Annotated in this window: 18 protein-coding genes and 3 rRNA genes; 3 read left to right on the top strand and 18 right to left on the bottom strand. The window is 68.2% G+C overall.

Annotated elements, in window-relative coordinates; translation table 11 throughout:
* Positions 1-161: 161 nt before the first annotated feature.
* The 5 genes from OG448_RS13145 to OG448_RS13165 form a co-directional block, all read right to left on the bottom strand.
* A complete protein-coding gene (locus OG448_RS13145; RefSeq protein WP_405553727.1) occupies positions 162-1,865 on the bottom strand; it encodes a uroporphyrinogen-III synthase in 1,704 nt (567 codons plus the stop codon).
* On the bottom strand, positions 1,862-2,821 hold the full coding sequence (gene hemC / locus OG448_RS13150; protein WP_405553729.1) for a hydroxymethylbilane synthase: 960 nt from the start codon (positions 2,819-2,821) through the stop codon (positions 1,862-1,864). The genes OG448_RS13145 and hemC overlap by 4 nt, the downstream gene beginning before the upstream one ends.
* Positions 2,818-4,527 carry a glutamyl-tRNA reductase gene (locus OG448_RS13155; protein WP_405553731.1) on the bottom strand — a complete coding sequence of 570 codons (1,710 nt, stop codon included), beginning with the start codon at positions 4,525-4,527 and terminating at the stop codon, positions 2,818-2,820. The genes hemC and OG448_RS13155 overlap by 4 nt, the downstream gene beginning before the upstream one ends.
* Positions 4,524-5,282: a redox-sensing transcriptional repressor Rex gene (locus OG448_RS13160; RefSeq protein WP_405553733.1), complete on the bottom strand. Its 759-nt coding sequence runs from the start codon at positions 5,280-5,282 to the stop codon at positions 4,524-4,526. The genes OG448_RS13155 and OG448_RS13160 overlap by 4 nt, the downstream gene beginning before the upstream one ends.
* A gap of 221 nt (positions 5,283-5,503) precedes the next feature.
* Positions 5,504-5,785: a glutaredoxin family protein gene (locus OG448_RS13165; RefSeq protein ID WP_208621673.1), complete on the bottom strand. Its 282-nt coding sequence runs from the start codon at positions 5,783-5,785 to the stop codon at positions 5,504-5,506.
* 117 nt (positions 5,786-5,902) lie between these two features.
* On the opposite strand from OG448_RS13165, the gene OG448_RS13170 reads away from it, so the two are divergent.
* From OG448_RS13170 to OG448_RS13180, 3 genes are all read left to right on the top strand, one after another.
* On the top strand, positions 5,903-6,829 hold the full coding sequence (locus OG448_RS13170; RefSeq protein ID WP_405553735.1) for an HAD family hydrolase: 927 nt from the start codon (positions 5,903-5,905) through the stop codon (positions 6,827-6,829).
* 285 nt (positions 6,830-7,114) lie between these two features.
* On the top strand, positions 7,115-7,900 hold the full coding sequence (locus OG448_RS13175; protein ID WP_130331175.1) for an ECF subfamily RNA polymerase sigma factor, BldN family: 786 nt from the start codon (positions 7,115-7,117) through the stop codon (positions 7,898-7,900).
* Between the two features lie 245 nt (positions 7,901-8,145).
* Positions 8,146-9,393, top strand: coding sequence for a DUF5667 domain-containing protein (locus OG448_RS13180; protein WP_405553737.1), 1,248 nt, complete (start codon positions 8,146-8,148; stop codon positions 9,391-9,393).
* A 72-nt stretch (positions 9,394-9,465) separates the two neighbouring features.
* On the opposite strand, the gene OG448_RS13185 is transcribed toward OG448_RS13180, so the two are convergent.
* The 13 genes from OG448_RS13185 to proC form a co-directional block, all read right to left on the bottom strand.
* Entirely contained in the window at positions 9,466-10,491 is a 1,026-nt protein-coding gene (locus tag OG448_RS13185; RefSeq protein ID WP_405553738.1) for a lysophospholipid acyltransferase family protein, read from the bottom strand.
* A 14-nt stretch (positions 10,492-10,505) separates the two neighbouring features.
* The gene (locus OG448_RS13190; RefSeq protein ID WP_405553740.1) at positions 10,506-11,567 is read right to left on the bottom strand and encodes an NAD-dependent epimerase/dehydratase family protein; all 1,062 of its coding nucleotides are present in this window, start codon (positions 11,565-11,567) and stop codon (positions 10,506-10,508) included.
* Between the two features lie 186 nt (positions 11,568-11,753).
* Complete coding sequence (locus OG448_RS13195) at positions 11,754-11,852, bottom strand: 30S ribosomal protein bS22 (protein ID WP_003948845.1); 99 nt, start codon at positions 11,850-11,852, stop codon at positions 11,754-11,756.
* A 133-nt stretch (positions 11,853-11,985) separates the two neighbouring features.
* The gene (locus OG448_RS13200) at positions 11,986-12,198 is read right to left on the bottom strand and encodes a helix-turn-helix domain-containing protein (protein ID WP_051781202.1); all 213 of its coding nucleotides are present in this window, start codon (positions 12,196-12,198) and stop codon (positions 11,986-11,988) included.
* 129 nt (positions 12,199-12,327) lie between these two features.
* Positions 12,328-13,143: a phosphatase gene (locus OG448_RS13205; protein ID WP_405553742.1), complete on the bottom strand. Its 816-nt coding sequence runs from the start codon at positions 13,141-13,143 to the stop codon at positions 12,328-12,330.
* Positions 13,144-13,241: 98 nt separating this feature from the next.
* Positions 13,242-14,414, bottom strand: coding sequence for an acetoin utilization protein AcuC (locus tag OG448_RS13210; RefSeq protein WP_405553744.1), 1,173 nt, complete (start codon positions 14,412-14,414; stop codon positions 13,242-13,244).
* Positions 14,365-15,618, bottom strand: coding sequence for an MFS transporter (locus tag OG448_RS13215; protein ID WP_405553745.1), 1,254 nt, complete (start codon positions 15,616-15,618; stop codon positions 14,365-14,367). The genes OG448_RS13210 and OG448_RS13215 overlap by 50 nt, the downstream gene beginning before the upstream one ends.
* A 38-nt stretch (positions 15,619-15,656) precedes the next feature.
* Positions 15,657-16,421, bottom strand: coding sequence for a VC0807 family protein (locus OG448_RS13220; RefSeq protein WP_405553747.1), 765 nt, complete (start codon positions 16,419-16,421; stop codon positions 15,657-15,659).
* Positions 16,422-16,513: 92 nt separating this feature from the next.
* Positions 16,514-17,158, bottom strand: a complete 645-nt coding sequence (locus OG448_RS13225; protein WP_405553749.1) for an HAD family hydrolase — start codon at positions 17,156-17,158, stop codon at positions 16,514-16,516.
* 88 nt (positions 17,159-17,246) lie between these two features.
* Positions 17,247-17,363 (bottom strand): 5S ribosomal RNA (gene rrf, locus OG448_RS13230).
* Positions 17,364-17,447: 84 nt separating this feature from the next.
* Positions 17,448-20,569: ribosomal RNA gene (locus OG448_RS13235) — 23S ribosomal RNA — on the bottom strand.
* 293 nt (positions 20,570-20,862) lie between these two features.
* A 16S ribosomal RNA gene (locus OG448_RS13240) occupies positions 20,863-22,388 on the bottom strand.
* Together the 16S, 23S and 5S rRNA genes form the textbook arrangement of a ribosomal RNA operon.
* Before the next feature lie 640 nt (positions 22,389-23,028).
* Positions 23,029-23,841 carry a pyrroline-5-carboxylate reductase gene (gene proC, locus OG448_RS13245; protein ID WP_405553751.1) on the bottom strand — a complete coding sequence of 271 codons (813 nt, stop codon included), beginning with the start codon at positions 23,839-23,841 and terminating at the stop codon, positions 23,029-23,031.
* Positions 23,842-23,845: the final 4 nt, after the last annotated feature.

A 23,845-nucleotide genomic window follows, 5' to 3' on the forward strand; every position in this document is an offset into this window, starting at 1 on the left:
CGCAAAGCCTTGCAGGATGACATGAACACACGGCAGTGGCAAGGGATTTGAGACAACCGGCGAGGCTGGACACCAAGAGCCGGTCACCAGTGGGGTCGTCCGTGAACAAGCGGAGCGGGGCGCCCCCGTGAAGGGACGCCCCGCTCATGCCGTCGAGGGCCTCAGGTCGTCGTACGACGCCTGCGCGCCCCCGGCCGCCGCTCACTGGGCCGGGTCACCGGGTCGCCCGCCTCCAGCGCGGACGTGCGGCGCTTCATGCCGAACGCGGCCAGTGCCTCGGCCAGCTTGTGGACGGAGGGCTCCGGGGCCATGACGTCGACCCGCAGCCCGTGCTCCTCGGCCGTCTTGGCGGTCGCGGGGCCGATGCAGGCGATGACCGTCACGTTGTGCGGCTTGCCCGCGATGCCGACCAGGTTGCGGACCGTGGAGGACGAGGTGAAGAGCACGGCGTCGAAACCGCCGCCCTTGATCGCCTCACGGGTCTCCTGCGGCGGCGGCGACGCGCGGACCGTGCGGTACGCGGTGACGTCGTCCACCTCCCAGCCCAGCTCGATCAGCCCGGCCACCAGGGTCTCGGTGGCGATGTCGGCGCGCGGCAGGAAGACACGGTCGATCGGGTCGAAGACCGGGTCGTACGGCGGCCAGTCCTCCAGCAGGCCCGCGGCCGACTGCTCACCGCTCGGCACCAGGTCCGGCTTCACACCGAAGGCGATCAGCGCGTTGGCGGTCTGCTCGCCCACCGCGGCCACCTTGATGCCCGCGAAGGCACGCGCGTCGAGCCCGTACTCCTCGAACTTCTCCCGGACCGCCTTGACCGCGTTGACCGAGGTGAACGCGATCCACTCGTAGCGGCCTGTGACCAGGCCCTTGACCGCGCGCTCCATCTGCTGCGGGGTGCGCGGCGGCTCGACGGCGATCGTCGGGACCTCGTGCGGCACCGCGCCGTAGGAACGGAGCTGGTCGGAGAGCGAGGCGGCCTGCTCCTTCGTGCGCGGCACGAGGACCTTCCAGCCGAACAGCGGCTTGGTCTCGAACCACGAGAGCTGGTCGCGGCGGGCGGCGGCGGACCGCTCGCCGACCACGGCTATGACCGGGCGACCGCCGTCCGGGGACGGCAGCACCTTGGCCTGCTTCAGCGTCTGCGCGATCGTGCCCAGCGTCGCCGTCCAGGTGCGCTGGCGGGTCGTCGTACCGGCGACCGTGACGATGAGCGGGGTGTCCGGCTTGCGGCCCGCCGACACCAGCTCGGCGGCGGCCGCCGCGACGGAGTCCAGCGAGGTGGAGACGACCACCGTGCCGTCCGAGGCACCCACCTCCGTCCAGCACCGGTCGGAGGCGGTACGCGCGTCCACGAACCGCACGTCGGCGCCGTGCGCGTCGCGCAGCGGGACACCGGCGTACGCGGGCACGCCGGTCGCGGCCGCGACACCGGGGACGACCTCGAAGGGCACCCCGGCCGCGGCGCAGGCAAGCATCTCCTCGGCGGCGTCGGTGTCCAGTCCCGGATCACCGGCGACCGCACGGACCACCCGCCTGCCGCCCCGTGCGGCCTCCATGACAAGATGAGCCGCATCCTGGGCAGCGGCCGGGGCCACAGCGGGAGTTGACGCCCCGTCAACGACCGTGAGCTGCGGTGCGCCCGGGAGCGCGTCCGGGGAGGAGACCGCCTCCGTCGGCACGACGGAGACGCCCTGCCGGGCGTGCGTCCGGATCAGGTCGAGCACCTCGTGCTCGGCGACCAGGACGTCCGCGTGGGACAGCGCCTCCACGGCGCGCAGAGTCAGCAGTCCCGGATCTCCGGGTCCGGCACCCAGGAAGGTGACGTGCCCGTGCTCGGGACCGGCGGGAAAGGCGGTGGGGCTCAATGTGCTCGCTCCCCCATCAGACCGGCCGCGCCCTGGGCGAGCATCTCGGCGGCGAGTTCGCGCCCGAGTGCCATCGCCCCGTCGTGCGTCAGGGGCACGGAACCGGTGGTGGACTGCTGCACCATCCGCGAGCCGTCGGTCGTGCCGACGACGCCGCGCAGGCGCATTTCCTTGACAACAGGCCCGCCGGTCAAGAGGTCGGCCAGCGCACCCACAGGGGCGCTGCAACCGGCCTCAAGCGCGGCGAGCAGTGACCGTTCGGCGGTGACGGCGGCCCGCGTGTGCGGGTCGTCGAGTTCGCCGAGGGCCGCGACGAGGTCCGCGTCGGATGCCGCGCACTCGATCGCCAGGGCCCCCTGGCCGGGGGCGGGCAGGACCGTGTCGACCGACAGGAAGTCGGTCACCTCGTCGATCCGGCCGATCCGGTTGAGTCCGGCGGCCGCGAGCACGACGGCGTCCAGCCGTCCCTCGTGGACGTACCCGATGCGGGTGTCCACGTTGCCGCGGATCGCCACCGTCTCGATGTCCAGCCCGTGGGTCCGCGCGTACGCGTTGAGCTGGGCCATGCGGCGCGGCGAGCCGGTGCCGATGCGCGCGCCGCGCGGCAGGTCGGTGAACTTCAGCGCGTCGCGGGCGACGATCACGTCCCGCGGGTCCTCCCGCACCGGCACGGCGGCCAGCGCGAGTTCCTCGGGCTGCGTGGTGGGCAGGTCCTTGAGCGAATGAACCGCGAAGTCCACCTCGCCGCGCACCAGCGCGTCCCGCAGCGCCGTGACGAACACGCCGGTGCCGCCGATCTGCGCCAGCGCCTCCCGGGAGACGTCGCCGTACGTGGTGATCTCGACCAGCTCGACGGGCCGGCCGGTCACCCGGCTCACGGCGTCCGCCACCTGCCCGGACTGGGCCATGGCGAGCTTGCTTCGCCTCGTCCCCAGTCGCAGTGCTCTGTCAGTCATGCCGGTCGGTCCTTCTCGTCTGTGTTGTCCACGGCCCGCGAGACGGCGGCGACCGTCTCCGGGTCGAGGTCGAACAGGGTCCGCAGCGCGTCCGCGTACCCGGTGCCTCCGGGCTCGGCCGCGAGCTGCTTGACCCGTACGGTCGGCGCGTGCAGCAGCTTGTCCACGACCCGGTGCACGGTCTGCCGGATCTCGCCGCGCTGGCGTGCGTCCAGGCCGGGCAGGCGCCCGTCGAGCCGCGCGATCTCGGCGGCGACGACATCGGCGGCCATGGTGCGCAGCGCGACCACGGTGGGGGTGATGTGCGCCGCCCGCTGTGCCGCGCCGAACGCCGCGACCTCGTCGGAGACGATACGCCGAACCTGGTCCACGTCGGACGCCATCGGGGCGTCGGCGGACGCCTCGGCCAGCGACTCGATGTCCACCAGGCGCACCCCGGCCAGCCGGTGCACGGCCGCGTCGATGTCGCGGGGCATGGCGAGGTCGAGGAGGAAGACGGCCGGGGCCGGGCGCGGGATCTCGGCGACCGGTTCGGGCCTGCGGTACTCGGGGACGCGGCCGGCGCCGGCGACGGCCTCGGCGAGCGCGGCGATCAGCTCGGCGTCGGCGTCGGGGGTGAACCGGCCGCCCGCGTCGTGCTCGCGGCCCTGCTCCCGCAGGGAGGTACCCTCCCCGACCCAGGCGGCGTGCTGCTCCAGGGTGGCCGCGTCCATCCCGGCGACGGCGGCCTCGCCGTGCACGGAGAAGCCGGGCGTGCCCTGTACGGAGGCCAGGTCCAGCGGGCAGTTCTCGTCGGTGCCGACACTGGTCGGCGGCAGCTCGGCGGTCCCGCCCGGAGCCTCGGCGCTCACGTCGGCCGCCGGTTCCCCGGTGCGACCGGCGACGGCTTCGGCGACGGAGTCCGCCGTGAGCACCAGACCGGTCGCGCCGGTACAGGAGACGACCACGTCGGCACGTGTAAGTTCCGCCGCCACGGCGTCCATCCGCACCGCGCGGGCGGTGGCGCCCTCGGCGTCGGCGAGGATCTGCACGAGCCGCTCGGCGCGCTCGAAGGTGCGGTTGGCGACGACGATCTCGCCGACCCCGGCCCGCGCCAGCGTGGCGGCGGCCAGCGAGGACATCGACCCGGCGCCGATGACCAGCGCGGTACGGCCCCGCGCCCAGCCCGGCACGTCGGTGCCCGCGGCGAGCTGCTCCAGGCCGAAGGTGACCAGGGACTGCCCGGCGCGGTCGATGCCGGTCTCGGAGTGGGCGCGCTTGCCGACCCGCAGGGCCTGCTGGAAGAGGTCGTTCAGCAGCCGTCCGGCGGTGTGCAGGTCCTGGGCGCGGGCGAGGGCGTCCTTGATCTGGCCGAGGATCTGGCCCTCGCCGACGACCATGGAGTCCAGCCCGCAGGCCACCGAGAACAGGTGGTGGACGGCCCGGTCCTCGTAGTGGACGTAGAGGAACGGCGTCAGCTCCTCCAGGCCCACCCCGCTGTGCTGGGCGAGCAGCGTGGAGAGCTCGGCGACACCGGCGTGGAACTTGTCGACGTCGGCGTACAGCTCGATGCGGTTGCAGGTGGCGAGCACCGCGGCCTCGGTGGCCGGGTCGGCGGCGACGGTGTCCTGGAGCAGCTTGACCTGGGCGTCCGCGTTCAGCGCGGCCCGCTCCAGCACGCTCACGGGGGCACTGCGGTGGCTCAGCCCTACGACGAGGAGGCTCATGCCGGCATCACGGCGGGCACGTCCCCGTCGGGTCCCTGGCCGGCGGCGCTCGCGCGCTTGGCGGGTACGGCGCCGTCGCCGGCCGCGGTCTCCTCGCCGGCCTTGCGCTGCTCGTGGAAGGCGAGGATCTGCAGCTCGATGGAGAGGTCGACCTTGCGCACGTCGACACCGTCCGGGACGGTCAGCACGGTGGGCGCGAAGTTCAGGATGGAGGTCACCCCGGCGGCCACGAGCCGGTCGCAGACCTGCTGGGCGGCACCGGCGGGGGTGGCGATGACGCCGATGGAGACGCCGTTGTCCTCGATGATCCGCTCGAGTTCGTCGGTGTGCCGCACCGGGATGCCCGCGACCGGCTTGCCGGCCATCGCGGGGTCGGCGTCTATCAGCGCCGCGACCCGGAAGCCGCGCGAGGCGAAGCCACCGTAGTTGGCGAGGGCCGCGCCGAGGTTTCCGATACCGACGATGACGACGGGCCAGTCCTGGGTGAGGCCCAGCTCACGGGAGATCTGGTAGACGAGGTACTCCACGTCGTACCCGACCCCGCGGGTGCCGTAGGAGCCCAGGTAGGAGAAGTCCTTGCGCAGCTTGGCGGAGTTGACGCCCGCCGCCGCGGCCAGTTCCTCGGAGGAGACCGTGGGGACCGAGCGCTCCGACAGGGCCGTCAGCGCTCGGAGGTACAGCGGAAGCCGGGCGACGGTGGCCTCGGGAATCCCTCGGCTGCGGGTCGCCGGTCGGTGAGTTCGGCCAGTTGCCACGGTGCTCCTGCGGGTAGAGCGGGGCTGTGAGCGGTCATGCTTCCCCGGACCGCCCCGTCGACAAGAAGGCTATGTCTTTGTGAACGTGTGCACAAAGATGGTGTCCGATTTGCCCGGCCAACGTGACCGGGGTCACGCATGCCCGTTGCGGGGCCCTACCTGGGGGCAAAACTACACACTTGCCGCGTTTCGTGCCCCTGAGACCCCTCCGGCGCCGTCCGTCACCCGGTCAGCGCGCGGCGCAGCCGTCCTTCGTCCACCCGCCAGAAGGTGTGCTGCTCGCCGTCGACGAGGACGACCGGGATCTGCTCCCAGTACTGGTCGTGCAGCGCGCGGTCCTCGGTGATGTCCCGGCCCTCCCAGGGCACGCCGAGTTCGCCGCAGACCTTCTCGATCACGGCCTGCGCGTCGTCGCACAGATGACAGCCGGGCTTGCGGATCAGGGTGACCAGCCGCTCCTGGGGGGCGGCCTTGCGCCGGAAGAGGGGACTCATACGGGTCATTGTCCCGCCCCGCGCCCCCGCCTTCACCCTTGCCCGCCGCGGTACGTACGCCCGGAGTTCACAGACTCCGAACCTCTCGGCTCCGGAACCGCCGAACCAACTGGCTATGCTCACGCCATGGCCGCTCTTGGATGGCTCACCCCCCGTAGGCGCTCCGCCACGGCGCGGAGCGTGTTGGCAGGCGAGGCTTCCGCGGAGGCCGCCCGCAAGTCCTCGCAGGAACACCCGGAACCCGCGGGCGCCGAGCGGGAACCGGAGTTCCCCGTGCTCGGCGACGACCGGGCCGCCGCCTTCTTCGACCTCGACAACACCGTGATGCAGGGCGCCGCGCTGTTCCACTTCGGGCGCGGTCTGTACAAGCGGAACTTCTTCGAGACCCGCGAACTCGCCCGGTTCGCCTGGCAGCAGGCGTGGTTCCGGCTGGCCGGGGTCGAGGACCCCGAGCACATGCAGGAGGCCCGCGACTCGGCGCTCTCCATCGTCAAGGGCCACCGCGTGGCCGAGCTGGAGACGATCGGCGAGGAGATCTACGACGAGTACATGGCCGATCGCATCTGGCCCGGCACCCGCGCGCTCGCCCAGGCCCACCTGGACGCGGGCCAGAAGGTCTGGCTGGTGACCGCGGCCCCGGTGGAGATCGCCCAGGTCATCGCCCGCCGCCTCGGCCTCACCGGCGCGCTCGGCACGGTCGCGGAGTCCGTCGACGGCGTCTACACCGGCCGCCTGGTCGGCGAGCCGCTGCACGGCCCGGCCAAGGCGGAGGCGGTACGGGCGCTGGCCGCCGCCGAGGGCCTGGACCTCTCGCGTTGCGCCGCGTACAGCGACAGCCACAACGACATCCCGATGCTCTCCCTGGTCGGCCACCCCTACGCGATCAACCCGGACACCAAGCTGCGCCGGCACGCCCGCGACAAGGACTGGCGACTGCGGGACTACCGCACCGGCCGCAAGGCCGCCAAGGTCGGCATCCCGGCGGCCGCCGGGGTCGGCGCGGTGGCGGGCGGCACGGCCGCGGCGATCGCCCTGAGCCGCCGCCGCCGCTGATCCGGCCACGGCTCCCGCGCGCCCGAAGTATGCATCTGGACTTCGAACACGCCTCAGCTTTCACAGAAATCAGCCCAGTTTCGATCAACGAGTGATCAGATTCAGCAACTTGAAGCGTCGACAATCGCTAACACAGGCGACCTAATCGACGATTTGAGCAACTGGGTGTAGCAGGGTCTACACGAAGCGTTATTCTCCTCAGACGCATACCGGTACCCCTCCGTCGCTACGACGGGTGAAAGGTCCCGCACTGCACGTGATGGAAGCTCTGCCTCTGGGAGTCCCGTGTACCCACACGTCGGGGTTGACGCCTCGGGCCTGGCTACGCTGCGCGCAACTGTCGCAACGGTCAAAGACACGCTGCGCGGCCTCGTCCCCACCGCGCACACCGTCCCCGCCTTCGCCGGCGCCGGCGCCGCGCCCCTCGGTCCGTGCTACGCACTGGCCGAACGCGGCGCGGCCGTCGGCAGACGAGCCCGCTCCACGGGCGCGCCCGCCGCCCGCCGGCCGGCCGCGGACAGTGACAGCGCCCGCATGATGGACCTGGTCGAACGTGCCCAGGCAGGTGAGGCGGACGCGTTCGGACGCCTCTACGACCAGTACAGCGACACCGTGTACCGGTACATCTACTACCGGGTCGGCGGCAAGGCCACTGCCGAGGACCTGACGAGCGAGACCTTTCTGCGCGCCCTGCGCCGGATCGGCACCTTCACCTGGCAGGGCCGTGACTTCGGCGCCTGGCTGGTGACGATCGCCCGCAACCTGGTCGCCGACCACTTCAAGTCCAGCCGGTTCCGGCTGGAGGTCACCACCGGCGAGATGCTCGACGCCAACGAGGTCGCGCGCTCCCCCGAGGACTCCGTCCTGGAGTCGCTCTCCAACGCCGCGCTGCTGGACGCGGTGCGCCGGCTCAACCCCCAGCAACAGGAGTGCGTGACGCTCCGCTTCCTCCAGGGCCTGTCGGTCGCCGAGACCGCGCGGGTGATGGGCAAGAACGAGGGCGCCATCAAGACCCTCCAGTACCGGGCCGTGCGCACGCTCGCCCGGCTCCTCCCGGAAGACGCCCGCTGAGGCCGGGCGCCCCGCGACACAGAGCGACACCCAACTCACCCTTGGTGAAAGTGAGTTGGTTTTGCGATCCGGCGGCCCCTCGTCCGTAACCCAAGTGCCGAGCCGCTCGTTGTGCGGGATACAGGCTCCCTGTGGTCACGTCCTGGCCCACTTGATCCCTCGATCGGGTGGATGTGGCCATGGGCGTGCAACCCTCAGGAGACCCCCTGGGGAGTCGACCGTCATGACGAGAGGAGGTGCCGCCAGTGATTGCGAACGTATCGGCGCACCGGCGGGCGAACGCCTTCGCCCAGGCCCTGGAGGAGCAGTCCGACCGGGACACGGCGGCCGAGCACGCGCACCGGGCGGGACCACCGCCCGCCGAGGACAGATCCGGACAGGGCGAGCTGCTGGCCCTGGCGGAAGGTCTCGGTGAGCTGCCCAGGCCCCAGCTCGACCCGGAGGTCAAGGTCGTCCAGCGGGCCCAGTTGGTGGCCGCGATGGAGGCCATGCTCCAGGAGGGCACCCTGGGCGGAGCGGCTCCGGCGTCGGTGCCCGAGCAGCGTTCCCCCGGCCGGGGCGCGCACCGGGCGAGCCCGCTGAGCAAGCTGCGCCCCAGGTCCCGGCTGGCCAAGGGGCTCACCGCGGGCGGCCTCAGCGTGGGCGTGGCCGCCGGTGCCTTCGGCGGAGTGGCCGCCGCCAGCTCCGAGGCGCTGCCCGGCGATTCGCTGTACGGACTGAAGCGCGGCATCGAGGACTTCCAGCTCAACTACCTCAGCGAGGGCGACGGGGAGCGCGGCCAGGCCTACCTGGACCACGCCTCCACCCGGCTCAACGAGGCCCGCAGGCTGATGGAGCGCGACCGGAGCGGCCAGCTGGACCACGAGTCCATCGGCGAGATCCGCCGCACCCTCTCCGGCATGCGCAACGACGTCACCGAGGGCCACCGCCTGCTCCACGCGGCCTACGAGGCGGACCCCGACTCCCTCGGCCCGATCCAGGCCCTCTCCGCCTTCTCCCGCTCGCACCGCGAGGTGTGGAGCACGCTGAGCGACCGGCTCCCGGTCCAACTCGGCGATGTGAAGGACGAGGTCTCGTCGGTCTTCGACGCCATAGACCAGGAGGTAGCCCCGCTGGAGTCGCTGCTGCCCAAGCCGCCCGGCACCAAGGGCGACGACGGTCACAGCGGCGAGCGTCCCGGCGTGGCCCCGTCCGGCTCCGCCGGCAGCCATCGGTCCGGTTCCCCGAGCGCCGGTGGCACCCCGTCGGCGGGCAAGGACCGGGACAGCAGCCCCGGCACCCCCAGCGGCTCCGCCACCGGCGACAGCGGCGACGGACTGCTCGGTGGCAGCACCGGCGGTCTGCTGGACCCGCCGAAGACCGGCGGCCCCGAGGGCGGTTCGCCGTCCGCGGGCAAGTCGTCCAACCCGTCGGGCAAGCCGGACGTCACCCTGCCGCCGCTCCTGCCGGGCCTCCTGCCCGGGCTGGGCATCGACAGCAAGGACGCCGAGTAGCAGTAGCGCGTACGAGAGCGGGGCGCCCCTATCCGAGCAGGGGCGCCCCGTTCTCGTATCTGCAGCCGGAATTCAGAAGAACACCGAACGTCGCTGCACCAGCAGCTTGTACAGCGTGTGCTGGATCTGCTCGCGAACCTGGTCGGTGAGGTTGAACATCAGCATCGGGTCCTCGGCCGCCTCCGGCGGATACCCGTCCGTGGGGATCGGCTCGCCGAACTGGATGGTCCACTTCGTCGGCAGCGGGATCGCCCCGAGCGGGCCGAGCCAGGGAAAGGTCGGCGTCAGCGGGAAGTACGGGAAACCCAGCAGCCGCGCCAGCGTCTTGGCGTTGCCGATCATCGGGTAGATCTCCTCGGCGCCGACGATCGAGCACGGGATGATCGGCGCCCCCTGCCGCAGCGCGGTGGAGACGAACCCGCCCCGACCGAACCGCTGGAGCTTGTACCGCTCCCCGAACGGCTTGCCGATCCCCTTGAACCCCTCCGGCATCACCCCGACCAGCTCGCCCTGGCCCAGCAGCCGTTCGGCGTCCTCGGCGCAGGCGAGGGTGTGGCCGAGCTTGCGGGCCAGCTCGTTGACGACCGGCAGCACGAACACCAGGTCGGCCGCGAGCAGCCGCAGATGCCGGCCGGCCGGATGCCGGTCGTGCACGGCGACCTGCATCATCAGCCCGTCCAGCGGCAGCGTCCCGGAGTGGTTGGCGACGATCAGCGCCCCGCCCTCGGCCGGGATGTTCTCGACGCCCTTCACCTCGACCCGGAAGTACTTCTCGTACACCGGGCGCAGCAGGGACATCAGGACCTGGTCGGTCAGCTCCTCGTCGTACCCGAAGTCGTCGACCTCGTAGTCCCCGGTGAGCCGGCGGCGCAGGAAGGCGAGGCCGCGTGCGACCCGCTGCTCGAGGGCGTCGGCCTCCGCGCGGATGCGCGGCTGCTCCTCCTCGGCCGGGGGTTCCCCGTCGCGCGCGCCACTTCTGGTGGGCAGCGGCTGGACCGCGCCGGGCCGGCCGCCCGTGCTCCGGCGGCGCTGCGGCCGCTGCCCCGCGCCCCCGCGGGACCGGTCGTCGTCGAACGGAATGACCTTGGCGTCCGCCATCGTTGCCGCTCTCCTCAGTTGGCGCCGGGCTGCGGGACACGGGCGCCGCTCCCGGCGGTCAGCACGGCGACCCGGTCGACGGCCTCCGCGAGCGTCTCGGGCGGCAGCAGCCCGGGACCCTGTCCGCGCGCGAAGTCCGCGAACGCCTCCGCCGTCGTGTACGTGGGCGCGAACCCGAGGGTGTCGCGCATCTGGCCGGTGTCGACCACCCGGCCGTGGGTGAGCAGCCGGATCTGCTCGGGTGAGAAGTCCGTCATACCGAGCGTACGCACCAGCGACCCCGCCCAGGTGACCGCGGGCAGCAGCAGCGGCACGGTGGGCCGGCCGAGCCGCCGAGAGCATTGCGAGAGCAGCAGCACACCGTCGCCCGCGATGTTGAAGGTGCCGCTGTTGAGGGTGCCCCGGCGCGGCTCGTGCGAGGCGATCCGCAGCACCTCGATCACGTCGTCCTCGTGCACGAACTGCAGCCGGGGGTCGTAGCCCAGCACGGTCGGCAGCACGGGCAGCGCGAAGTAGGAGGCGAGCGGGGTGTCCGGGGTGGGGCCGAGGATGTTGGCGAACCGCAGCACGCACACCGCGACATCGGGGCGGCGCCGGGCGAACCCGCGCACGTACCCCTCGACCTCGACGGCGTCCTTGGCGAAGCCGCCGCTGGGCAGCGACTTGGCGGGGGTGGTCTCGGTGAAGACGGCCGGATCGCGCGGGGCGGAGCCGTAGACGTTGGTGCTGGACTTCACCACCAGCCGCTTGACCGCGGGCGACTTCTGGCACGCACCGAGCAACTGCATGGTGCCGATGACATTGGTCTCCTTGACCGTGGCCCGGCTGCCCCCGCCGAGCGCGGTGCCGGTCACGTCCAGGTGGACGACCGTGTCGGCGCCGGTCTCCGCGAGCACGCGGGCGACGGTCGGCTGCCGGAGGTCGGCCTGGATGAACTCCGCCCCGCCGAGGTCGTGCGCGGGCGGTACGGCGTCCAGGGCGATCACCCGGTCGATCTCCGGGTCCCGCTGGACGCGCCGCACGAACCGGCCGCCGAGCTGCCGGGCGGCTCCGGTGACGAGCACGACCTTTCCCAAGACCAGCGCCTCTCTTCCGACCTCGCGGGAGCGCGCACGAGGACCGCGTCCTCGTCCGCGTTCCCCGTGTGCGGCCAACCTATCGGGTCACTGTCACCGGGAGGTGACAGTGACCCGGACATGCCGGTGGCCCCCCGTCCTTGTCGGACGGGGGGCCACCGGGTACGCGTCTTCGCGCGGTGCCGCTTACTTCTTGTTGCGGCGCTGAACGCGCGTGCGCTTGAGCAGCTTGCGGTGCTTCTTCTTGGCCATCCGCTTACGCCGCTTCTTGATAACAGAGCCCACGACTACCCTCGCTCACTTCTCATGACTCGGTTGCTGGGCGCCATGGGCCCATACGACCTACGAGGGGTCAGCCTACCCGCCCGAGCGCCGTGGTCGTAATCGAGGGCTTGTTCCGGGATCTTCCGGACCGCCGTCAGGCCGTTTCCACCCCCACGTAGCTCTCCCGCAGGTACTCGTGAACCGCTTGCTCGGGGACACGGAAGGACCGCCCCACCCGGATCGCGGGCAGATGACCGCTGTGCACCAAGCGGTACACGGTCATCTTCGACACTCGCATCACCGAGGCGACTTCCGCCACGGTGAGGAACTGGACCTCGTTCAACGGCCTCTCGCCTGCACCAGCCATGACACACCTGAACCTTCCGCACTCGACGGCCACCGGCTTCCCCTTCCGGTGACTCTTCGTCGTTGCGTGCTCACTCCCCAGACTAGGGGCGGGTGATGCGAATGGGGAAGAGGTGTCCCCATCGGCGGCCTACTGTGACAGACACGCTCGTTTGAGTACGTAGCGGGTGAGCGGGCGGTAGTGACCAGACCGTACGGCGTCGTCAAGCGGAACGACGACGGACACCGTTCCCTCGGCCTCCCCGACGAAGGGCGCGGGGTCGTCGGAGTCGGCCAGGCCGATCGCCTCGAACCCCAACTGACCTGCACCGCAGACCCATCCGTGATCTCCGACCACCAGTCCGGGCAGGGGCCCGCCGGACTCCGCCGCGGCCGCCAGCGCGAGCCGAACCGGGAGCGGGGAATGGCTGTGCGCACCCGGCTCACCACCCCGGCGCCCGCTCGCCGGTTCCCGCACCAGGGCAACCCCTCGTACGTAGTCGAGGTGGTGCGTGCGTAGACCGAACCGGGTCAATATGTCGACACAGCGACCCTGCGCGGGGGTGAGAATCTCACATCCCGCCGCCGACACCGCGTCCGCGAGCGCGGCGTAGAACCCCAGGAGCTGCCGCGGGTGCCCGGTGCCGAACAGCACCGGCACTCCCCGCCGGGCCGCGCCGGCGATCACCAGCGCGAAGGCGTCCAGCGCGGCCAGCGTCCGCTCCGGGTCGATCACGTCCCGGCCCGAAGTATGCAGCGGATCGGCCGAGACCCCGCACCGGTCCGCCATCAGACCGAGCAGTTCCCGCTGCCCCCAGGACCGTTCGGGATCGATCCCGATCAGCGCGCGGGGGTCGCGCGCGGCGAACAGCCGGTAGTTGCGGAGGCTGTCCTCCCGCGCGGTGGCGACCTCACCGGCGAGACGGGCGGCGAGCAGGTGCGCGCGCAGGGCACCGGTGTCCAACACGGGTGCGATCGTGGCCCATCGGGCGGGCGCCCGGAGGCGGAACGGGCAAAGACCGCACGGTTGGCGTAACGATTACTCGCCGCGCCCGGCGGTGACTTTCACGCCAGCAGACCGCGCAGCGGGAACGCCGAGCGCCGGGTGGCCAGTACCGCCTGGTCGAGCCGGTCGGCCGGGTCGTACCCCGACTCCCAGGCTGCCCAACTCACCGGCCAGCGGCCGTCCGTCATCCGCTGCGGCCCCAGCTGCCGGGTCCGCGCGTACACTTCCTGCCGCCAGCCCTCGGGGATCACCGTCTCCGGCGCGATCTCCCGCCCGGCCGCGATGCCCACGAGATGCGTCCACGACCTCGGCACCACGTCGACCACCGCGTACCCGCCGCCGCCCAGCGCCAGCCACCTGCCGTCCGCGTAGGTGTGCGCCAGCTCGTGGCAGGCCACCTGCACCGCCCGCTGCGCGTCCAGCGAGACCGCGAGATGCGCGAGTGGGTCCTCGAAGTGCGTGTCCGCCCCGTGCTGCGACACCAGCACCTGCGGCCGGAACTCCGCCAGCAGCTCCGGCACCACCGCGTGGAACGCCCGCAGCCAGCCGGCGTCCCCGGTCCCGGCGGGCAGCGCCACGTTCACCGCCGCCCCCTCCCCCGCACCGGCACCCGTCTCCTGCGGCCACCCGGTCGCCGGGAACAGCGTCCGGGGATGCTCGTGCAGCGAGACCGTCAGCACCCTGGGGTCCTCCCAGAACGCCGCCTGCACCCCGTCCCCGTGATGCACGTCCACGTCCACATAGGCGACCCGCTCCACGCCCAGCTCCAGCAGCCGGGCGATGGCCAGCGCCGCGTCGTTGTACACACAGAACCCGGACGCCCCGCCCGGCATCGCGTGGTGCAGCCCGCCCGCGAAGTTCACCGCGTGGTCCGCGTCCCCCCGCCACACCGCCTCGGCCGCCGCCACCGACTGCCCGGCGATCAGCGCGGACACCTCGTGCATACCGGCGAACGCCGGATCGTCGACCGTCCCCAGCCCGTACGACCCGTCCGCCACACTCGGGTCCGCCGACGCGGCCCGCACCGCGTCGATGTAGTCCTCCCGGTGCACCAGCCGCAGCGTCGACTCCCCGGCCGGCTTGGCCGCGACGATCTCCAGCTCCCGGTCCAGGCCGAGGGCCGCCACCAGCTTCCGGGTCAGCTCCAGCCGCACCGGAGCCATCGGATGGTCCGGGCCGAAGTCATAGCCCGTTACTGCCTCGTCCCACATCAACTGTGCGCGGCCGCTCATGCCCGCCACCGTATCGGTCGCCCCCGGACGCGAACGACCGGGCGTACACCGTCGTCACCAGCACGAGTGCCATCGGTACGAGCATCGCGCCCCGGTAGCTCCAGGCGTCCCCGAGCGCCCCGACCAACGGCGAACCGACCAGGAAACCGACGTAGTTGAAGATGTTGAGCCGTGCCACCGCCGCGTCCGACGCCCCCGGGAACAACCGCCCCGCCGCCGCGAACGTCTGCGGCACCAGCACGCACAGCCCGATCCCCAGCAGGGTGAACCCGAGCATCCCCACCCAGGCCCCCGGCGCCACCGCCACCACCACGAACCCGCAGGCCGCCACCAGCGCCCCCAGCCGCACCACTGCCACGGCCCCGAACCGCCGCACCCCGAGATCGCCGACGGCCCGCCCCACCAGCGTCGTCACCATGTACACGTTGTAGGGAACGGTCGCCAACTGCTCCGACCCGCCCAGCACGTCCTTCACGTACTTGGCGCTCCAGTTGGAGACCGTCGAGTCCCCGATGTACGCGAACGTCATCACCAGACACAGCGGCAACAGCAACCGGAAGGCGACGCCCTTGGCCTCGCCCGTCTCCTCCTGCGCCCCCTCGCCGTCGACGTACCAACGACTCCCCACCAGCACCGCCGGCAACAGCACGACCACGACCGGGAGATACGACATCCACAGCGTCAACTCCTCGTGCGCGCCCACCCAGGCGAGCGAGGCCCCGAGAATGCCGCCCAGGCTGTACGCCGCGTGGAAGCTCAGCATGATGCTGCGCCCGTACGCCCGCTGAAGGCTCACCCCGAGCATGTTCATGGAGGCGTCCAGCATCCCCACGGACAGCCCGAACACCCCCAGCACCACTGCCAGCTCGGCCACTTGATCCCCGGCACCGACACCGAGCAGCGCCAGCAGCACCACCGGCTGGGACCAGCGCAGCAGCCGACTGGGCCGCACCCGGCGCACCAGCCGCTCGGTCGTCACGCTCCCGACCCCGGCCAGGATCGGTACGGCCGCAAGGAACACCGGCAGCAGAGCGTCGGACACCCCGTACCGCTCCTGCATGGCCGGGATGCGCGTCACCAGCAGCGCGAAGGCGACGCCCTGCACGAAGAAACCGAACGCCAGCGAGGCCCTGCCCCGCCGCAGCACGTCAGTCATGGCGGCGAGCGTAGGGCCCCGGGCGGTGCGCTGAACAGATCCGGCCAAAGATGAGTTGCGCTCATCTTCGGCCGGTCGGGCTCGAGTCAGGCTGCGGCGGCGAGCTTCGTGCGGCCGGCCTGGACCGGCTCGGTGGGCTCTGCGGGCTCAGCGGTGGCCTCCTCGCTCAGCAGCCGCTCCATCGGTCCGGCCGCGACCGCGCCGCTGACCACGAAGGTCACCACCATCACCACGGCCATCAGCACCCCACCGAGCCACACCATGGTGTCGACGGGAACGGTGTACGCCCCCACCACACGCGCCACGCACTCGATGAGCAGCGCCACCCCCCACACGAGCGAGAACGCCCGCTCCCTGCCCCGGAAGTCGGCGGACCCGGCTGCGGTCCCGGAGGTGAGCCGCTGCCAGGCACCCTCCCTGGCGGAGTCCCCCTTCACCAGGAACGGCTTCATCCCCTCGGTCATCATCGGCCGCCCGAGCGCCACGGAGACCAGGATGCCGAGGGCGACCGTGCTGCTGACCGCCCCGTCCTTGGCGAGCATCAGCCGCGGGTCCCCGGAGACGAAGCTGAGCGCCAGCCCGACCACGTTCACGGTCAGGATGAGCGACGCGAGCCCATTGGCCGACCGCTCCCGCACCAGGCTCCACACGGTCCGCAGCGCGGGCCCGACACTGCTCCAGGCGAGCGCGGCGAAGGTGCTCATCCCGAAGGCTTCCCTGAAGACGTAGTACGAGCCGAGCGGCAGCGCCACGTCGATGAGCAGCGGCTTGAAGTTCTCCAGCGCGCTCGGCCGGCGCTGCTGGTCCTGGCGCTTCGTGTCCTGGTCCTGGTTCCCCGTGTTCTTCGTCATGCCCTCAGCTTCGCGGCCGAGGGGGTCCCGCCGACAGAAACGAACGTCCAGAGGTCGGCATGACATCCGTCAGGTCCGCCCGATGGCCACGGTCACACCAGCAGGTCAGCCAACTCGCCCATGCTGGAGAACAGTTGAGTCGCCCCGGCGAGCTTCTCCGGCGGGGTCATCGCGGTGAACCCGTACACGTCCATCCCGGCCGCCACGGCCGCCTGTACGCCCAGCGGCGAGTCCTCCACGACGAGGCACCGCTCGGGGGCGACTCCCATCCGCTCGGCCGCGTACAGGAACAGATCGGGAGCGGGCTTGCCCCGGCCGACGTCCTGCGAGCTGAAAATACGGTCGTCGTCGAACCACCGGTCCAGCCCGGTCACCCGGTGCCCGACCCGAATCCGCTCATGACTCCCGGAAGAGGCCACGCAGTACGGCACCCCGTCAGCGGTCAGCTTCTCCAGCACCCCTTCGACGCCGGCCACGGGCCGCAGCTCCTCCTCGAAGGCCGCGAACACCCGCGCGTGGAAGACATCGTCGAAGTCCGCGGGCAGCCGCTCCCCCGTCCGCTCCAGCACCAGGTCGTGCACCCGGTGCATGGCGGCGCCCATGTAGTCCCGGAGGGACTCCCCGTAGGTCGTCGGGTGCCCCAACTCGGTGAGGTAGGCGGCGAGATGCCGGTTGGAGATGGGCTCGCTGTCCACCAGGACGCCGTCGTTGTCGAAGAGGATGAGGTCATAGCGCATATCCCCGACCCTAAATGACCCTGCTCGAAAGGACCCTGAACGCAGAAAACCCCCGCACCAAAAGGTGCGGGGGTTTCCCATAAAATTAGTTCGGCGGCGTCCTACTCTCCCACAGGGTCCCCCCTGCAGTACCATCGGCGCTGTGAGGCTTAGCTTCCGGGTTCGGAATGTAACCGGGCGTTTCCCTCACGCTATGACCACCGAAACACTATGAAACTTTTCAAACCGTCATGTGTGGCACATGAGGCTGTTCGTGGTTTCAGAACCAACACAGTGGACGCGAGCAACTGAGGACAAGCCCTCGGCCTATTAGTACCAGTCAACTCCACCCGTTACCAGGCTTCCATATCTGGCCTATCAACCCAGTCGTCTACTGGGAGCCTTACCCTCTCAAGGAGGTGGGAATACTCATCTCGAAGCAGGCTTCCCGCTTAGATGCTTTCAGCGGTTATCCCTCCCGAACGTAGCCAACCAGCCATGCCCTTGGCAGGACAACTGGCACACCAGAGGTTCGTCCGTCCCGGTCCTCTCGTACTAGGGACAGCCCTTCTCAATATTCCTACGCGCACAGCGGATAGGGACCGAACTGTCTCACGACGTTCTAAACCCAGCTCGCGTACCGCTTTAATGGGCGAACAGCCCAACCCTTGGGACCGACTCCAGCCCCAGGATGCGACGAGCCGACATCGAGGTGCCAAACCATCCCGTCGATATGGACTCTTGGGGAAGATCAGCCTGTTATCCCCGGGGTACCTTTTATCCGTTGAGCGACGGCGCTTCCACAAGCCACCGCCGGATCACTAGTCCCGACTTTCGTCCCTGCTCGACCCGTCGGTCTCACAGTCAAGCTCCCTTGTGCACTTACACTCAACACCTGATTGCCAACCAGGCTGAGGGAACCTTTGGGCGCCTCCGTTACTCTTTAGGAGGCAACCGCCCCAGTTAAACTACCCATCAGACACTGTCCCTGATCCGGATCACGGACCCAGGTTAGACATCCAGCACGACCAGACTGGTATTTCAACGACGACTCCACACACACTGGCGTGCATGCTTCACAGTCTCCCAGCTATCCTACACAAGCCGAACCGAACACCAATATCAAACTGTAGTAAAGGTCCCGGGGTCTTTCCGTCCTGCTGCGCGAAACGAGCATCTTTACTCGTAGTGCAATTTCACCGGGCCTATGGTTGAGACAGTCGAGAAGTCGTTACGCCATTCGTGCAGGTCGGAACTTACCCGACAAGGAATTTCGCTACCTTAGGATGGTTATAGTTACCACCGCCGTTTACTGGCGCTTAAGTTCTCAGCTTCGCCACAACGAATTGTGACTAACCGGTCCCCTTAACGTTCCAGCACCGGGCAGGCGTCAGTCCGTATACATCGCCTTACGGCTTCGCACGGACCTGTGTTTTTAGTAAACAGTCGCTTCTCGCTGGTCTCTGCGGCCACCCCCAGCTCACCGTGTAAAACGGATCACCAGTGATGGCCCCCCTTCTCCCGAAGTTACGGGGGCATTTTGCCGAGTTCCTTAACCATAGTTCACCCGAACGCCTCGGTATTCTCTACCTGACCACCTGAGTCGGTTTAGGGTACGGGCCGCCATGAAACTCGCTAGAGGCTTTTCTCGACAGCATAGGATCATCCACTTCACCACAATCGGCTCGGCATCAGGTCTCACCCTTGATGAGTGGCGGATTTGCCTACCACTCGGGCTACACCCTTACCCCAGGACAACCACCGCCTGGGCTGGACTACCTTCCTGCGTCACCCCATCACTCACCTACTAACCGCTTGGGCCGGCGGCTCCACCACTTTCCATTCCCCGAAGGGTCCGGAACGGCTTCACGGCCTTAGCATCACGATGCTCGATGTTTGACGCTTCACAGCGGGTACCGGAATATCAACCGGTTATCCATCGACTACGCCTGTCGGCCTCGCCTTAGGTCCCGACTTACCCTGGGCAGATCAGCTTGACCCAGGAACCCTTAGTCAATCGGCGCAAACGTTTCTCACGTTTGTATCGCTACTCATGCCTGCATTCTCACTCGTGAACCGTCCACAACTCGCTTCCGCGGCTGCTTCACCCGGCACACGACGCTCCCCTACCCATCACAGCACCCGTTGGGGCTATACGCTGCAATGACACGACTTCGGCGGTACGCTTGAGCCCCGCTACATTGTCGGCGCGGAATCACTAGACCAGTGAGCTATTACGCACTCTTTCAAGGGTGGCTGCTTCTAAGCCAACCTCCTGGTTGTCTCTGCGACTCCACATCCTTTCCCACTTAGCGTACGCTTAGGGGCCTTAGTCGATGCTCTGGGCTGTTTCCCTCTCGACCATGGAGCTTATCCCCCACAGTCTCACTGCCGTGCTCTCACTTACCGGCATTCGGAGTTTGGCTAAGGTCAGTAACCCGGTAGGGCCCATCGCCTATCCAGTGCTCTACCTCCGGCAAGAAACACACGACGCTGCACCTAAATGCATTTCGGGGAGAACCAGCTATCACGGAGTTTGATTGGCCTTTCACCCCTAACCACAGGTCATCCCCCAGGTTTTCAACCCTGGTGGGTTCGGTCCTCCACGAAGTCTTACCTCCGCTTCAACCTGCCCATGGCTAGATCACTCCGCTTCGGGTCTTGAGCGCGCTACTGAATCGCCCTATTCGGACTCGCTTTCGCTACGGCTTCCCCACACGGGTTAACCTCGCAACACACCGCAAACTCGCAGGCTCATTCTTCAAAAGGCACGCAGTCACGAGATATGTGCAAGCACATATCCGACGCTCCCACGGCTTGTAGGCACACGGTTTCAGGTACTATTTCACTCCGCTCCCGCGGTACTTTTCACCATTCCCTCACGGTACTATCCGCTATCGGTCACCAGGGAATATTTAGGCTTAGCGGGTGGTCCCGCCAGATTCACACGGGATTTCTCGGGCCCCGTGCTACTTGGGTGTCTCTCAAACGAGCCGCTGATGTTTCGACTACGGGGGTCTTACCCTCTACGCCGGACCTTTCGCATGTCCTTCGCCTACATCAACGGTTTCTGACTCGTCCTGTCGCCGGCAGACGACAGAAGAGAGATCCCACAACCCCGCACACGCAACCCCTGCCGGGTCTCACACGTATACGGTTTGGCCTCATCCGGTTTCGCTCGCCACTACTCCCGGAATCACGGTTGTTTTCTCTTCCTGAGGGTACTGAGATGTTTCACTTCCCCTCGTTCCCTCCACACTGCCTATGTGTTCAGCAGCGGGTGACAGCCCATGACGACTGCCGGGTTTCCCCATTCGGAAACCCCCGGATCAAAGCCTGGTTGACGGCTCCCCGGGGACTATCGTGGCCTCCCACGTCCTTCATCGGTTCCTGGTGCCAAGGCATCCACCGTGCGCCCTTAAAAACTTGGCCACAGATGCTCGCGTCCACTGTGCAGTTCTCAAACAACGACCAGCCACCCATCACCCCGAACCCTTACGGTCCGAGTGCACTGGGGCCGGCGACTGAGGAAAACCATTCCCTCAGACACCCAACAGCGTGCCCGACACTCTCCCCACCCTCATCCGTTCCACGCCGAAGCAGTACTAGGAGAAAAGCAGTGAGTGTGCCGAATAATCAACGTTCCACCCATGAGCAACCAGCATCGAACATTCGCCGATGTACTGGCCTCTGACCGAGCGAACTCGGTAAGAAGTGCTCCTTAGAAAGGAGGTGATCCAGCCGCACCTTCCGGTACGGCTACCTTGTTACGACTTCGTCCCAATCGCCAGTCCCACCTTCGACAGCTCCCTCCCACAAGGGGTTGGGCCACCGGCTTCGGGTGTTACCGACTTTCGTGACGTGACGGGCGGTGTGTACAAGGCCCGGGAACGTATTCACCGCAGCAATGCTGATCTGCGATTACTAGCAACTCCGACTTCATGGGGTCGAGTTGCAGACCCCAATCCGAACTGAGACAGGCTTTTTGAGATTCGCTCTACCTCACGGTTTCGCAGCTCATTGTACCTGCCATTGTAGCACGTGTGCAGCCCAAGACATAAGGGGCATGATGACTTGACGTCGTCCCCACCTTCCTCCGAGTTGACCCCGGCAGTCTCCTGTGAGTCCCCATCACCCCGAAGGGCATGCTGGCAACACAGAACAAGGGTTGCGCTCGTTGCGGGACTTAACCCAACATCTCACGACACGAGCTGACGACAGCCATGCACCACCTGTACACCGACCACAAGGGGGGCACCATCTCTGATGCTTTCCGGTGTATGTCAAGCCTTGGTAAGGTTCTTCGCGTTGCGTCGAATTAAGCCACATGCTCCGCTGCTTGTGCGGGCCCCCGTCAATTCCTTTGAGTTTTAGCCTTGCGGCCGTACTCCCCAGGCGGGGAACTTAATGCGTTAGCTGCGGCACCGACGACGTGGAATGTCGCCAACACCTAGTTCCCACCGTTTACGGCGTGGACTACCAGGGTATCTAATCCTGTTCGCTCCCCACGCTTTCGCTCCTCAGCGTCAGTAATGGCCCAGAGATCCGCCTTCGCCACCGGTGTTCCTCCTGATATCTGCGCATTTCACCGCTACACCAGGAATTCCGATCTCCCCTACCACACTCTAGCTAGCCCGTATCGACTGCAGACCCGAGGTTAAGCCTCGGGCTTTCACAATCGACGTGACAAGCCGCCTACGAGCTCTTTACGCCCAATAATTCCGGACAACGCTTGCGCCCTACGTATTACCGCGGCTGCTGGCACGTAGTTAGCCGGCGCTTCTTCTGCAGGTACCGTCACTTTCGCTTCTTCCCTGCTGAAAGAGGTTTACAACCCGAAGGCCGTCATCCCTCACGCGGCGTCGCTGCATCAGGCTTTCGCCCATTGTGCAATATTCCCCACTGCTGCCTCCCGTAGGAGTCTGGGCCGTGTCTCAGTCCCAGTGTGGCCGGTCGCCCTCTCAGGCCGGCTACCCGTCGTCGCCTTGGTGAGCCATTACCTCACCAACAAGCTGATAGGCCGCGGGCTCATCCTTCACCGCCGGAGCTTTTAACCGCAGACCATGCGATCCGCAGTGTTATCCGGTATTAGACCCCGTTTCCAGGGCTTGTCCCAGAGTGAAGGGCAGATTGCCCACGTGTTACTCACCCGTTCGCCACTAATCCCCACCGAAGTGGTTCATCGTTCGACTTGCATGTGTTAAGCACGCCGCCAGCGTTCGTCCTGAGCCAGGATCAAACTCTCCGTGAATGTTTACCGGTAATCCGGTGCACACACACGAGAGCGGAACCATCGGAGGAATAGTCCGATGGTTCACAGCGTCCTCGCTGTGTTTTTTCAAAGGAACCTCGTCCCAGTCAGTGACCGGAGACGGGGTTATCAACATATCTGGCGTTGATTTTTGGCACGCTGTTGAGTTCTCAAGGAACGGTCGCTTCCTTTGTACTCACCCTCTCGGGCTTTCCTCCGGGCTTCCCTTCGGTGTTTCCGACTCTATCAGATCTTTTTCCGATCCGATTTCCTCGGTGCTTTCCAGTTCTTCGCTTTCGCGTTTCCCTTTCCGGCGGTTCCGACTCTATCAGATCCTTTCGGCGTCTGATTCCCAGTCAGAAGGGGTTGTCTTTCCGGCCCGCTGGGCCGTTCCGACGAGTGAGACTTTAGCGGATTCCCGGCTCCCGAGCTAATCGGGGGCTGCGTCCTTTCGAACACGGATTCCTCATTTCGCAAATGCGCACACGGGCATGCGGCAACGGAGTGCCGATGAGTAGTGGGCCTTGCGAGATGACTGTCCGGGGACCGACCGGAGTCGGCGCTCACGTCGGACAGCTCGGAGTACATTACGCATCCAGGGAGGGGGTGTCAACCCCCCTCCGCAAAGATCTGGCCGGGGTCAGTCCTTCTTGCCGGAGGCCAGCTCGCGGCTGCGGTCGCGGGCCGCTTCCAGGGCCGCGATGAGGGCGGCCCGTACCCCGTGGTTCTCCAGCTCGCGGATGGCGTTGATGGTCGTACCGGCCGGCGAGGTGACGTTCTCGCGGAGCTTGACCGGGTGCTCGCCGCTGTCGCGGAGCATCGTCGCGGCGCCGATCGCGGACTGCACGATCAGCTCGTGGGCCTTGTCGCGGGGCAGGCCGAGCAGGATGCCGGCGTCCGTCATGGCCTCGACCAGATAGAAGAAGTACGCCGGGCCCGAACCGGAGAGCGCGGTGCAGGCGTCCTGCTGGCTCTCGGGGACGCGGAGGGTCTGGCCCACGGCGCCGAAGATCTCCTCGGCGGTGGCCACGTGCTCCTCGGTGGCGTGGCTGCCCGGCGAGATGACGGACATGGCCTCGTCCACCAGGGCCGGGGTGTTCGTCATGACCCGGACGACCGGGGTGCCCTCGGCGAGCCGCTCCTCGAAGAACGAGGTGGGGATGCCCGCGGCGCCGCTGATGATCAGGCGGTCGGCGGGGACATGGGGGGCGAGCTCGTCCAGCAGGGCGCCCATGTCCTGCGGCTTGACCGTGAGGATCAGGGTGTCGGCGCTCTTGGCGGCCTCGGTGTTGCTGACCGGGGTGACTCCATGGCGGGTACGGAGCTCCTCGGCGCGTTCCGGGCGGCGGGCGGTGACCAGGAGGTCGGCGGGCGCCCAGCCGCCCCGGATCATTCCGCTGAGCAGGGCTTCGCCGATCTTGCCGGTGCCGAGGACTGCGACTTTCTGGCTCATGCGG

This window comes from Streptomyces sp. NBC_01171 (genome assembly GCF_045039805.1).
Classification (GTDB): domain Bacteria; phylum Actinomycetota; class Actinomycetes; order Streptomycetales; family Streptomycetaceae; genus Streptomyces.

What these genes read in the sequence shown, in the direction of transcription:
- hemC (WP_405553729.1), bottom strand. Translation starts at nt 2,821, where the DNA reads ATGACTGACAGAGCACTGCGACTGGGGACGAGGCGAAGCAAGCTCGCC.
- OG448_RS13155 (WP_405553731.1), bottom strand. Translation starts at nt 4,527, where the DNA reads ATGAGCCTCCTCGTCGTAGGGCTGAGCCACCGCAGTGCCCCCGTGAGC.
- OG448_RS13165 (WP_208621673.1), bottom strand. Translation starts at nt 5,785, where the DNA reads ATGACCCGTATGAGTCCCCTCTTCCGGCGCAAGGCCGCCCCCCAGGAG.
- OG448_RS13170 (WP_405553735.1), top strand. Translation starts at nt 5,903, where the DNA reads ATGGCCGCTCTTGGATGGCTCACCCCCCGTAGGCGCTCCGCCACGGCG.
- OG448_RS13185 (WP_405553738.1), bottom strand. Translation starts at nt 10,491, where the DNA reads ATGGCGGACGCCAAGGTCATTCCGTTCGACGACGACCGGTCCCGCGGG.
- OG448_RS13200 (WP_051781202.1), bottom strand. Translation starts at nt 12,198, where the DNA reads ATGGCTGGTGCAGGCGAGAGGCCGTTGAACGAGGTCCAGTTCCTCACC.
- OG448_RS13210 (WP_405553744.1), bottom strand. Translation starts at nt 14,414, where the DNA reads ATGAGCGGCCGCGCACAGTTGATGTGGGACGAGGCAGTAACGGGCTAT.
- OG448_RS13220 (WP_405553747.1), bottom strand. Translation starts at nt 16,421, where the DNA reads ATGACGAAGAACACGGGGAACCAGGACCAGGACACGAAGCGCCAGGAC.
- OG448_RS13225 (WP_405553749.1), bottom strand. Translation starts at nt 17,158, where the DNA reads ATGCGCTATGACCTCATCCTCTTCGACAACGACGGCGTCCTGGTGGAC.
- proC (WP_405553751.1), bottom strand. Translation starts at nt 23,841, where the DNA reads ATGAGCCAGAAAGTCGCAGTCCTCGGCACCGGCAAGATCGGCGAAGCC.